Below are 11,904 nucleotides of genomic sequence, written 5' to 3' on the forward strand. Positions count from 1 at the left end.
GCTGATTATGCAAGCTAATAGTCTGGTACTAGATCCCCACTACGACCACAAAACTGTGCCGTTACATTACCACGCGGTTGAACGAGTAATTCTAGCCATGCACGAAAGCCTAGATGAACCCCTCTCTCTAGAAGATATGGCTTCAATCGCTTCACTTAGCCCCTATCATTTCAACCGTATTTTCCATCGAATTACAGGAATTCCTCCTTCTCGATTTTTGTACGCCCTTCGTTTGGAAGTCGCCAAGCGCCTCCTCTTGACAACTCAGCTCAGTGTGACTGACATCTGCTATGAAGTGGGATATAACAGCTTAGGGTCTTTTGTCACTCGTTTTACCCAACTGGTGGGTCTCTCACCCGGGTCTCTGCGCCGCTTAGCTACCGAGCTTGACCCATCCTCTCTGAAAGAATATTGCCAACACTTAACCTCTCTGGATCGTGTCGTTCCGCTTGCACCGAGTCTCATGGGACAGATTGAGGCTCCTGAATCTTTTACAGGGCTGATTTTTGTTGGACTTTTCTCAACGTCAATCCCCCAAAGTCAACCAATTCGCTGTACTCTGTTGACTGCGCCGGGGAGCTATCATCTTACTCATGTTCCGGATGGAACCTACTACGTTTTTGCAGCTGCTTTTACCGGGATTGACAGGACACAGTCTTACTTGCTGCAAGAGACTTTCTTACATGGGTGTGTTGGACCAGTAGCAGTCCATCAAGGTCAGAGCAGCCAACCTCTCGATATTAGTTTACGACCCAAGTCCTTGACCGATCCCCCTATTCTGACTGCCCTTCCTTTTTTATTAAACCAGTATCTCGATAAATTTATGGGTAAACTCCACGCTGGAACACTATGAGCGGTAGCTAAACGGGTAATATAGCTAGTTCAACTTTCAACTCTGTGAAGTACCCGAAAACCAACGTCGTTGTCTTTGATGTCACGCGTAACGCTGAAGCGAAAGGCAGACCGGCAATCCTGCGGAATGAAGTTCCAGGAACCGCCGCGCACCAGCAGCCTTGTCTTTGTACGATCCGACTCTACCCAGGCACTGCCATCGCTGGGGGCTTCCTTATAATTGTCGTGCCAGTCGTCTTCACACCACTCCCACAAGTTGCCGTGCATGTCGTACAGCCCAAACTGGTTAGCAGGAAACTGAGCAACTTCAGTGGTTTCTTGGCGGTATTGCCCTTGAATGCCACGACAGGTTTGACGACTGATCGCGAGGCATCTTTCAGGGCTGGCGGTAATGGTAGCGGATTCGTATTCAAGGTCTTGGAGGTCTTCCAGGGGAAAATCAATCATAATGGTATTTCTATCCATATTAGTTAGCTGCCAAGTATTTAAGAGCACTTAGCGAAGGAGCAAAAAAGTAGCCTCCTCCAGTAGGAATAACCCAATCATTTGGAAGCTCGATGGAAATTTTGTCAATGCTACCATTAGCATTTCGTATTGGAAGCACAAATGTCCGAGAACGCTTTTCTCCTTCTCTATTGTTTTGTCCAACGATAGGGTCATATCCATCGCCACTGTCACGGAAATCGGGGTTATTTATCCAGAAACGTGTGACGAATTCAAACTGACGTTCAATCGATGTTTGATATGCAAGAAATAGCAAACCCCGCTCACCTGAAGCAGGATATGGCTTGCCAAAGGGGATTCCACGTCGAAGTAGGCGATGGGTTTGGACTTCAGCTTCACTACTTTTTCGGTTCAAGTCATCACGGGGATAAGCCTTCCGAATATGAGCGGCATGGGGGCAGACTAATCCGAGTGCATCTTCACCAAATTCAAAGTTATTGTCGGTATTGCTATTTTCTGCAATGGAGGGGATATCAGCTTCTGGTGCACTGAGAATGGGTGTACCGCTCGGCCACCGACCCATAAGTTTTGCACCGACTTTTTCAGGAGTGATACCAGCAAATTCAGGATTTTTCTTTGCTAGCTCCGTTGCAACGGTTTGCAAGAAGTTACGAAATCCCTCAACATCTTGACGAAGCCTGCGAAAAACCAAAAAAGATCCGTTTCGCGCCCATGATGGACCAGCTTCAGCAATTGGCCCAGGTTTAAGCGGATCGGTCGGGTCTTGTCTCGGATAGCCAAAAACAAATTCACCGGGCCAGAGCAAATCCTGACCCGGTTTACCCTGATTGGGGTTTTGGGGGTTTTCACGTAAGGTCAGGAAATCAGTTGGATTATCTGATAGCCGCCCTCGTATTCCAGGTTGAGAGATCCCATCGCGGAAACCAAAATGTTCGTGAGATCTGAAGGGTTCGGGAGGGGCTTCTCCATGCTGTTTAAACATGATCCGCAAACCCTCATTTAAGCTAGACCCAACCTTGCTTACTTCATCGGCTAGTTTGTCTTTGTTGTCGCTGGCAACTATCAAAATAATGTCTGGAACTTGATTCGGACTACCAATTAACCAGTTATTACAATTGCCTTCAGCATTTCTTTCTGCTGGATCTCCTAAAAGTATAGAGCGGTCATGCATGCCTTTCTTGAAGGCCAAATCGAAGAATTGTTCGAGATCTCCAGTTAGTTTTTTAAGACCATCAAAAGTGAAAGCAATATTAATCCATGTGGCTTGAACCGTCTCTGTATGTGCCCCTCGACGTTTACGAATTGCTTTGTACGTTGCATTAAAGGCAAATACTTCTTCTAGGGTAGCAATTTGAGGCTGAACTTGCCGAAGCCATGATTTCGTAAGTTCTTTACTATTGATTTTAAGGAAAAGTAGAGTTTGATAATTCTTATTAAAACCAGGTAAGACATTACCCTGAATTTCATTAACTTCCAGAATTGGCTCATTACAGAAGTTATCAGTAATTTCTACATCAGTTTCCTTATTATCTAGAAAACCCAACAGGAAGTGCCTAAGCTCTCTACCAAATGTAGTCAACTCATCTACAAAAGAATCATCTATTCTCATGCCATATTTCCTTTTCACAGTAAGTACTCAACCAACGAAAGTACGCTATTTTTCCCACAAGGTTATTGTGAATAGCTTAAAATTAATGACAATATTGAACGAAAAAACCAGGGCTTGATAAAAGGTTAAAATCGCCTTTTCCACATAGCGTGAAAAATCAGATCATATCTCCACTTAGGGAATAACGACCATAGATTCAATAGTTTGCATTGAATGTATCATTCCTCTAGTTGAGCCAAGAATATTCATCATTGATTTAACACTAATTATCTCCTTACTATGCATATCGATTGTAAGCAATTCTTTTTGGTAACTATCTGCCACAAGTAGTTTTCCATTAATACAAGTAACAGCCTGATGAGCAATAAATCTAGGTAAATCTTTACTTGCTTCAAGAAGAGGTTCAACTTTTCTGGTTGTCAAATATAGTAAAAGAACTGCACCTTCAGTATGGGCTGGCCAATCAACTCGGATGACTATTAAACAATTAGGATTGTCTGTCTTAACAATTCCACAAATAACCCCCTTTCGTATATTACTCTCATCATAAATAATCTCCATCGACTGATTTTTAGGATCTACCCTAACAACGTTACCCCAGTTTTTTTGGAAGCGACCATCATTTCCAAGAGGCGTATCATAAGTTTGATAAGAGTTTGCAACATATATATATCCATCTGCACCAATTACCGCAGAGATTGGATCGCGCAATACTCCTTGGGTAGCAATTGTTATACTTTCTCCAGAACTGGGATTGACTTCATATAAAGAGCCTGTCCCTCCAAATCCCTGAAAGTCAACAACGAGTAGATTCCCATTCTCCTTCAGAATTATGTGTGAGGGATCTTGTAATCTAACATTGACGGGTATGATAGACATTGTCTCCTTTCGAGTTTCTATTTTTACCAGTGCGCCAATCTGCCCCCAAAGAATTTCATATGAATTATTTTTGTTTGTTTGATGTTCACCTGACATGCAAACATAAATAGCACTATTGGTATCAATAATGACTCGCCATGGTGTCATTTTCGTGTTGAGAAAACTGCAAACAATTTCCGCCTCTCCACTGTTCGGATCATATGTATATATGCTTCGATCTTTCTGAACCCCTAATAGTAGATGTCCACTAGTTAGCCTCGCTCCAACATTTATAGCAGCTACAAGATCTGGCAAACCTGGTTTAGGAGGCTTTATGTATCGCTGAGACTCATCATTATAGCCGCTGGATGGCCCTGTTGGATATGTACTTCCTCCCGGATATTTAGTGGTTTCCGATTCTGAAGAGCTAGCTTTATCTCCCAGAAAGCCAATAAGAAAACTACGTAAATCACGACCAAATTGTTCTTGTCGGTTCATAATTTCAGGCTCCAATATTCGAAAGTTCAATTAACCAATATAATTAGTTGGACTTTGGACAAATTTAAAAACACGCTATGGATGGTGATTTGGCTATCGAATCAGGGATTTAAAACACTACCTGTATGTCCAAAGTTCTATAGTTAGGCAAAGCTGTAAAAATAGCCAATACCTTTGCCTTACAATGATTCAAAGGGATTTGGGTTAGGTTTCAGCGTTAGACCATAGTCAAGTTCTCCATTTACAGTTCCGTGGCACGGCTCCGTATTTATATCTAAGTAGCCATCATCATCAAGATCTGACAACTTACCCTTGAATGTTCCAAACAGAAAAGTATTAGTTAAAGCACCAACTACAGGATGATGTGGGCTGGAAAGCTGAACTTCCCCTGGACCAATTTTCATTTCGTTGGATATGATTTGTTTTAAATTAGCGTAACCAAATCCCATATATTTTCCTCTTACTGATCTCACAATCTTTGAAGGTTGAGTGCGTTGTGAAGAGGGAGATGCTTCAGGATATGCTGCTTTAGTAGCTAAATTAACTTGAATCGTTGAAGTTGATATAGCTTCAGTTTCAGCCACTCTATTTAATATCACGTCTAAATCGTCAATAGGCTCCACAGAGATATCGCCTACTTTCCCAGAAGGAAAAAATGTATGGCGACTCATACACTGATACTGATGATGAGCAATATGCTTATCCAATTCCTGTGTAAGACCTCCAAATTTGTAAATTTCATAGTGTTCTTTTTCGCTTAAGTAGTACTTAGCGATTTTCTTTTCAATAACTAGATCAGTATTAAAGGTTTTTTCTACGGTGCAAGCCATCACACGTCCCATGATTGACTCAAACCATTGTGGAGATAGAGTTGCTTGAACAAAACCCAGACCTGGAACAAGAACACGAGCATAGCCAGCAATTAGTAGCGGCAAAGTTTGATCAAAAGGATTCGTTTGATCAAACTTTGCTTCTCTTGTATCTGCTTCTCCTTCTAATACTCCAGATATTTCTCTAAGCAGAAGCTTTGCCCAATCTCTAACTTCTGGATGCTCATCGCTGAGGGATTCAGCTATAGTATCTTTCCCATGCAGTCCAGTAAATTTCTGAATAGCCCAGAGCGTACTCCAACGAATCGAAGGATCTGAATCTTTCTTAGCTACTTCTCGCAATAGAGACAAAGCCTCAATTTTATTACGATCCGCATATTCCCACACAGCCCGTTCGCGCTCCATAGAGAGAACGTGATCGAAAATAACTTCCCTCAAGTCATCATCGTTGCGCGTATCAAATCTTTGGATTCCAGCTCTTGACGGGCGCGAGAATTCTAATCGCTCAGCAGGATCCATTGATGTAACTTCAGGATCTAAGTCTGTATAAGCTGTTGCAAATACTTTTTCAGCAGCTTCTTGATTCTTAGTTTGCAAAAACATAGCTAAATCTCCCTTGATTCTTTTCGGATTCTTGATGCATCTATAGCGGTTTTCGCTGGCGTGAGGTACATAGAGATGCCTACAACGCTTATCCAGCAATGCTTCTCCTGCACTTCATCCGATCAGAAACCGCTATATCAAGCTACTAATCACTAACGTTACTGGAAACGGAGCACCATTGTTTCTTTGATATTGCTCAGTTTGTTTTATCTGATTTAGGTAAGTTCAAGCTTCTCAGGTAGCGGCGGGGAGGCAATTCCGTCTTCATAAGGTACTTCTCCATAGGTAACTCCGTACTCCAAATAAAACTTCAATAAAGTTAAAGCCTCACCCCATCCAATAGCGCAACCAAGACAAGCTTGAAAATCTGTATCTGAGGGGGAGTATCCCGATTCAACTAGCTTAAGTAAAGTACCCTCTCCAAGTTGCTTGAGGGTAATAACAACCGTTGTTGGATTCTCCCCTGGCGACCACTGAAAAACAAATTTACAATTGGTTTCAGCTTCAAGGACGGCTCCACCGTCTTCAGTTGTCCAATGGCCTGCTCCAAAATTCTTCCAACGTAGTTGAATGCTGCCACCTGGTCTAGGATTGACAGTAGTTCCCTGAGTAAACCACGAGTCCCACCCCTCTCCAGTTGTGAGTGTTTTATAAACTTTCTCAGGGGAGACCTTAATGTAAACAACGTGTTCTATGCAAGGTAATTTCGATTGGCTATTCATGATTTTTGTTTTTTATAGCCGCAGAGTATGAACTCCTGCATAAGACAGGGAATCATGAATACATACTATCCAAGCTTTGACTGCTTGACTTCTCCAGGATTGCTCTTTTCGAGTCTTACTTATCTTGCCAATGCTGCCATCACAAACGGCACAGATTCTTGCTGGAAGTTGAGATCGGGGAACCGCTGTTTAGCTACACCTTCAAAAACTAGCAGAGAGAGAATTGTAAGCGTGAATTGATTAGTGCCGTAGATACCGTGCTTGTGCTGGATCGCAAACAATTCTCCGACAAAACCTACAACCTGAAAATCCCTGGCTTGCAGCCCCCCTACTTGTTTGATCAAGTTGGTGATATCATCATCGAACGCTTTGACATCGAGACTGGGAGGCAGGTACTGAGCAGTTTCCCGCACAATGCGGGCTGCGGTGCTGCCATTACGGAAAGCGATGGACAGAAAGAATTTAGCGAAACTGCGACGGGTTGAGTCATCAAGCTGAACCATAAATCCTGCATCTAAAATAACTAATCGACCATCCGGAGCTACCAGGACATTGCCTGGATGCATGTCGCAATGGATGAACCCTTCCTTAAAGATCATGGTGTAAAGTGCGCGCACTCCAACAGTAAGAGCTTTTCTGGCGACCTGTTCTGACAATGCCGGATCGCTCAACTTTCGCAAACCTGGAATAAATTCCATCACCAGAATTTCTGGTGTGCAGAGATCCTCGTGAAGCAACGGTACGACAACATCATTACTATTAGCAAAGATTGAATAGAGTCGCTTTAAATTCGATGCCTCACGGGCAAAATCAGTCTGACCGATCAGGATATCACTAGCTTCTTTCAAGGCATCCTTCACAGGAATACTCTGCATCGCAGGCAATCTTGCGATAAATCGTCCAAAGAACTGAATAATCTGGCAATCACTCTCAAGTTTCCTCTGCACACCTGGTCGCATTATCTTAAGAGCGACTTCTCGACCATCATCAATGCGGATACAGTTATGCACTTGGGCGATGGTGGCGCTGGCGATCGGAGCGAAATCAATGTCCTTGATATTTTGACAGAGTTTGTCTTTGCCAAGAATCCTCTTAGTTGTGATTGGACTGAGAGCCTTCACTTGATCCTGTAAAAGACTCAATGCCTCGCATACATCCAGAGGCAAAAGGTCTGTCCTGGTAGCAAGAATCTGTCCCACTTTTGGAAACGCACCACCAAGGCGTTCACAAATAATTGGAAGTTCATTTACAAAACATCCATGTAATGTTGGCTGCCTGCCGCAAAGTGCCTGGAAACAGAAAGCTGTAACGTAGCGAATGACTCCAAATCCAATAATAAGAAAGACATTCAAGAACCTTATAATTAGCATTTCGACTCCGCCTCAATAAATTTGCCTCCATTACTAAACTGAAATGCAACTTTTACTGCAATTTCAATGTCAGCAAGGCCACCATTTCCATCTGAATTAATATGGGTTATCTCGATTCGTCCACCACCTGGGTGATTCTTAGCTAATTTTACGACAACATCCCGCTGTTCCGGTCGATTGCCGCCATCATATGTAACAGTGATAGGCTCAGTTCCTCGTTCTGATAACTGAACCATCTCACAGCGAAGAGTGAATTTTTTTGGAATTTCAGCGGGACCAAATCTCTTTTCTGGATTGGGAATCCACTCTACCATCTCGTGCCTAACAACCATATCGGCAGTTGGAGTAGAACTGCTTGGATCTAATGGAACTCCAACACATGAGATTGACCCAACCCATGGATCTGATCCGGGGCCAAAGAATCCGGCTGGTATGGCAGGTGCGCCTGAGGGACCGAACATCCACGTTGACGTGAATTCGGGTCCCATATGGATCGTATAAAGCGGCATATCGACTGGGTTTACCATCGGGGTTCTCAGTTCTGAGATATCCTTTACAAGTGAGTATGTCATTAGATTCTCCTGTAATTAAGGTTTGGCTAATCTTAAGATATAGTTGAACAAAAATACGAGTATAGATACATGGCCTACTCTTGAGTCTATGAACAATTAACTGCCGGATCTCTTGGGGTTATGGTGATCAGAAAATTTTATCAATAATTGTAGTGGATAGACACAGCTAAAATGAGGCAATAGATTTTCAATAATTCTCTTATTTGGTGGGTATTGTCTATCCTAAACTAATGCACTAAATTAGCTGTGTCTATCCAGTAGGATAGGTTAGACGGCACTAAGCCTTGAAACGTAAGGAGAAACGATCGAGCCGTCGTAACCCATCTTCCCAGAGTTTGTAACACTTGCGAACATTTTACACCAAATATCCAAGAGAGCCTAACTGCCTCGGTCTGAACTTCCATATTCAATGCAGCGCTCAACAAGATTAAATGCCTCTTCCCCTGAAACTTGTAGTTCCATATCAATTGGATGAGATAGACCAATAATACGTGCTAAGGGTTGAGTTGTTTGTACAGAGGTAGGAACACTAGTTAGAGAAAGGCTGCTCATCATTTCTCTAATTTCATCAATGTGCTCCAATGGGATACATTCACAGATACTTACAGGGGTGCCAACAGGTGGAAAGGCTGTGACACGACCATAAGAAAGAGTTCCATGAATTGCCCTAAATGAACCCAATGGTGTTTCGATCAGCGCATAAGGGTTAAAAAATAACATAGCGGGGAACCCTTTGCGTCCCAGAGATTGTGCTACACCAAGTGATGGTTTGAAAATATCAGGATGTTCGCGTTTTAATGTCTCACCAAGAATTATGCGAATAGGGCCGATCTCACTGTCCATTCGTGCATCAAGATTAAGAATTTGCAACCAAATTGTCTCTTTACCCTTTTGAAAAAATTTCGGTGGACGATTAAGAAAATCCGATTCGGAGATTGTATTCGCTAGAGTCGAATTACTTGGCACAGGTATCTGAACTTGATGGTTAGAGGAAGATACCTCGTAAATAAAAGGTTTTCCCCATGAAACACTTTGGATTGCCATTGGCGAAACGACTGACATAATTCTGCCTGCCATCTCTTCTCTTAAAAACTCTATGGATATCCTGAAATGACTCAGGTATACACCAATTTTTGAATCTGGAAATGGAGAAATTTCATCTCCCATTTGCCGCAACAATTCCTCATGTTTATCACAAATATCGGCTAGATCTGAACTAGTATCGGTAGCGGTATAACCCAAATTTTATGATATGTTGATATTTACTTCAATTGCCATATTGACCTCCTTAAAATTGACGTGTTGCTATGAACCTGTTTTGCCAAAAATTGCCTTATCATTGGCAGATGGTTTTTCCCCAAACACCCTTTCAAAAGCAGCTTCCCAGTCTGTGCCGTAATAAACGAGATTGGGTTCAACCTCATGGGGAATAGGCTTCAGGGATTTGAGATAGTCTGCATTTGAGATAGTCTGCAATCCCATAGGCATCATCGTTCGACATATCCTTGTAAAAATGCCACATCATCACATAAGCCAAAGGATGAGGACGAGCATACTTATCGGGTTCAGGATCAATTCCTTCACGGAAAGCCTTGACGATTTTTTTCCTTGAGACTTCACCAAGTTTGCCCCCTTTGCCAAAATCACTCAGATTGCTGCCATATAGGACGGCATAACCAGGATAAGGGAAAGCGGCAAACCCCTTTTCCTCTGAACGTAGTGGAAGGTCTGGACCCAGACGAAAAGTACCTTGAAAGGGATCAGATGGATCTCCACCTGCAAATTCTACGAGTTTACCGTCCTTACCATGATAAGAATGGCATTCTCTACAGTCAACTAAGCTCTGCATCAAATATTCTGCTCTCTGACGATTTCTACCTCTAGGTGCTTTTTCCAGATGAGATACATCTGAAACAGCCTGCACTGGGAAAGGTAATGATCGTTCTGGAATCGAGTTATGAATAGGAGGAAGACTCTTCAGATATGCAACCAATGCCTTAACATCTTCTAAGGCTAAATTTTTATATAAAGTGTGAGGAGGAAACAGGACTAGCGCAGAGCCATCCTTGCGTTTTCCAGTACGAATTACATTAATAATTTCCTCTTCAGACCAATTTCCAAGTCCTGTATCGTGGTCAGGTGTAATATTTCGGGTATAAACAACTCCGCTTTGATTGTTTGAAAATCTGAGAATAAAAGGAACTCCACCTGCCAGTTTTTTATCTTGATATAGATAACTAATCCAATCTGGATTGGCCCTTAATTGTTGTTCTTTTTGAAGTTCTACAATATCTGTAGGAAGAGGAGGATCTTTTGCTACTGCTGGTGGGGCGTTGCATCTCTGGGGGATGATGTAAAATGAAGGAGAAAATTTTTATGCGGCAATCGCTGCTGGAAAGAAATCAAGATGAACTGTCCAAAATGTGGTTGTAATAATGTGAGAAAAAATGGTCATAGAAGAGGTAAACAAAATTACCAATGTAAGAAGGTCGTCAATTTATTTAATTTTATTCTCAATTAGGCTATCCTAAAGAAGTCAAAGAAGAATGTTTAACTATGTACTTAAATGGCAATCGATTTAGAGCTATTGAAAGAATTACTAAAGTGAATCATAACACAGTCATCCGTTGGGTCAAAAAGGTAGGTAATCAGTTACCAGATAGTAATAGTAATTACCCGATTCCTGAAGTTGGTCAACTAGATGAATTAGAAACATTTATCGGTCAAAAAAAACAAGCTCTGGGTTTGGACAGCTTTAGACAAGAGATATGGATTCTAGAATATGTAATTGGAGATAGAAGTGCAAAAAAATTTGCCAAATTATGGAAAAAAATTAAGCATTGGCAGTGTTATTTTTGGATGACAGATGGATATAAAGTTTATCCAAAATTTCTGCCTGATGGAGACCAGATTATCAGTAAAACTTCGATGACAAGAGTAGAAGGAGAGAATAGTCGCAAGCGACATTATTTAGCCCGGCTACATCGAAAAACTTTTTGTTATTCTAAATCAGAGGAGATGTTATTTTTATCAATTAAACTCCTTATTTATTACCTGAAATAGAAAAATATTTATCAGATAATTTAAGTTTAATCTTCTGGTTAGATGATTAGGCGATCGCTCTTAGATAGCCAACTTCAAAACTGAGGAAAAAGTCCTAAATCATCCCGCAGGGATGCAACGCCAAAATTCCTGTAAAGTTTTCACCCAAAAGGTTTTTAGCCGCAGTAGTGCAACGAGTCAGTGCAATCTCAAAAAATGTGACCAGAGGTGTAACCGCTACCCACAGCCAAGCTTGTCTGTTTTGAGGATTGCAACCGTCGATATTGGCTTGATTGAAGCCTGTTTCATCCGCAGCAACAATTTCTTGTTGTTGGATGTAACCTTTTGCTTCATCCACACAATCTGCAACGGCATTGCTTGCTTCCAGCCTCAGTTTGTTTACTGTTCCCAAGGACATTGAGACACCAAACAAGTCTGCCAGGGCGCTTTGTACCATGCGGTGGCTGTTACGGTATAATCCAC

General features: G+C 42.0%; 11 protein-coding genes and 1 pseudogene. 2 read left to right on the forward strand and 10 right to left on the reverse strand.

What is annotated here, in order from left to right:
* Window positions 1-7: 7 nt before the first annotated feature.
* On the forward strand, window positions 8-853 hold the full coding sequence (locus MiSe_RS34775) for a helix-turn-helix domain-containing protein (RefSeq protein WP_226588787.1): 846 nt from the start codon (window positions 8-10) through the stop codon (window positions 851-853).
* Window positions 854-882: 29 nt separating this feature from the next.
* On the opposite strand, the gene MiSe_RS34780 is transcribed toward MiSe_RS34775, so the two are convergent.
* The 9 genes from MiSe_RS34780 to MiSe_RS34820 form a co-directional block, all read right to left on the reverse strand.
* Window positions 883-1,317, reverse strand: a complete 435-nt coding sequence (locus MiSe_RS34780; RefSeq protein WP_226588790.1) for a formylglycine-generating enzyme family protein — start codon at window positions 1,315-1,317, stop codon at window positions 883-885.
* Between the two features lies 1 nt (window position 1,318).
* The gene (locus MiSe_RS34785; protein ID WP_226588794.1) at window positions 1,319-2,926 is read right to left on the reverse strand and encodes a Dyp-type peroxidase; all 1,608 of its coding nucleotides are present in this window, start codon (window positions 2,924-2,926) and stop codon (window positions 1,319-1,321) included.
* Between the two features lie 174 nt (window positions 2,927-3,100).
* The gene (locus MiSe_RS34790; RefSeq protein WP_226588797.1) at window positions 3,101-4,282 is read right to left on the reverse strand and encodes an NHL repeat-containing protein; all 1,182 of its coding nucleotides are present in this window, start codon (window positions 4,280-4,282) and stop codon (window positions 3,101-3,103) included.
* A gap of 179 nt (window positions 4,283-4,461) precedes the next feature.
* On the reverse strand, window positions 4,462-5,715 hold the full coding sequence (locus MiSe_RS34795) for a HEAT repeat domain-containing protein (RefSeq protein ID WP_226588800.1): 1,254 nt from the start codon (window positions 5,713-5,715) through the stop codon (window positions 4,462-4,464).
* Window positions 5,716-5,930: 215 nt separating this feature from the next.
* On the reverse strand, window positions 5,931-6,437 hold the full coding sequence (locus MiSe_RS34800; RefSeq protein WP_226588804.1) for an SRPBCC family protein: 507 nt from the start codon (window positions 6,435-6,437) through the stop codon (window positions 5,931-5,933).
* 119 nt (window positions 6,438-6,556) lie between these two features.
* On the reverse strand, window positions 6,557-7,789 hold the full coding sequence (locus MiSe_RS34805; protein WP_226588806.1) for an ABC1 kinase family protein: 1,233 nt from the start codon (window positions 7,787-7,789) through the stop codon (window positions 6,557-6,559).
* A gap of 11 nt (window positions 7,790-7,800) precedes the next feature.
* The gene (locus tag MiSe_RS34810; protein ID WP_226588809.1) at window positions 7,801-8,379 is read right to left on the reverse strand and encodes a hypothetical protein; all 579 of its coding nucleotides are present in this window, start codon (window positions 8,377-8,379) and stop codon (window positions 7,801-7,803) included.
* A 378-nt stretch (window positions 8,380-8,757) separates the two neighbouring features.
* A complete protein-coding gene (locus tag MiSe_RS34815; RefSeq protein WP_226588813.1) occupies window positions 8,758-9,621 on the reverse strand; it encodes a hypothetical protein in 864 nt (287 codons plus the stop codon).
* 178 nt (window positions 9,622-9,799) lie between these two features.
* A complete protein-coding gene (locus MiSe_RS34820; protein WP_226588816.1) occupies window positions 9,800-10,372 on the reverse strand; it encodes a hypothetical protein in 573 nt (190 codons plus the stop codon).
* Window positions 10,373-10,786: 414 nt separating this feature from the next.
* Between MiSe_RS34820 and MiSe_RS34825 the strand changes: the two are divergent.
* Window positions 10,787-11,442: pseudogene (locus MiSe_RS34825) on the forward strand (IS1 family transposase).
* A 94-nt stretch (window positions 11,443-11,536) separates the two neighbouring features.
* Here the strand turns inward: MiSe_RS34825 and MiSe_RS34830 are convergent.
* A partial coding sequence (locus MiSe_RS34830; RefSeq protein ID WP_226588820.1) for an IS66 family transposase occupies window positions 11,537-11,904 on the reverse strand: 368 nt, incomplete at its 5' end.

Origin of the sequence: Microseira wollei NIES-4236 (assembly GCF_020521235.1) — a bacterium.
GTDB lineage: Bacteria > Cyanobacteriota > Cyanobacteriia > Cyanobacteriales > Aerosakkonemataceae > Microseira > Microseira wollei.

Excerpts from the sequence above, each read along its gene's own strand:
- MiSe_RS34775 (WP_226588787.1), top strand. The coding sequence starts at position 8 with ATGCAAGCTAATAGTCTGGTACTAGATCCCCACTACGACCACAAAACT.
- MiSe_RS34780 (WP_226588790.1), bottom strand. The coding sequence starts at position 1,317 with ATGGATAGAAATACCATTATGATTGATTTTCCCCTGGAAGACCTCCAA.
- MiSe_RS34785 (WP_226588794.1), bottom strand. The coding sequence starts at position 2,926 with ATGAGAATAGATGATTCTTTTGTAGATGAGTTGACTACATTTGGTAGA.
- MiSe_RS34790 (WP_226588797.1), bottom strand. The coding sequence starts at position 4,282 with ATGAACCGACAAGAACAATTTGGTCGTGATTTACGTAGTTTTCTTATT.
- MiSe_RS34795 (WP_226588800.1), bottom strand. The coding sequence starts at position 5,715 with ATGTTTTTGCAAACTAAGAATCAAGAAGCTGCTGAAAAAGTATTTGCA.
- MiSe_RS34800 (WP_226588804.1), bottom strand. The coding sequence starts at position 6,437 with ATGAATAGCCAATCGAAATTACCTTGCATAGAACACGTTGTTTACATT.
- MiSe_RS34810 (WP_226588809.1), bottom strand. The coding sequence starts at position 8,379 with ATGACATACTCACTTGTAAAGGATATCTCAGAACTGAGAACCCCGATG.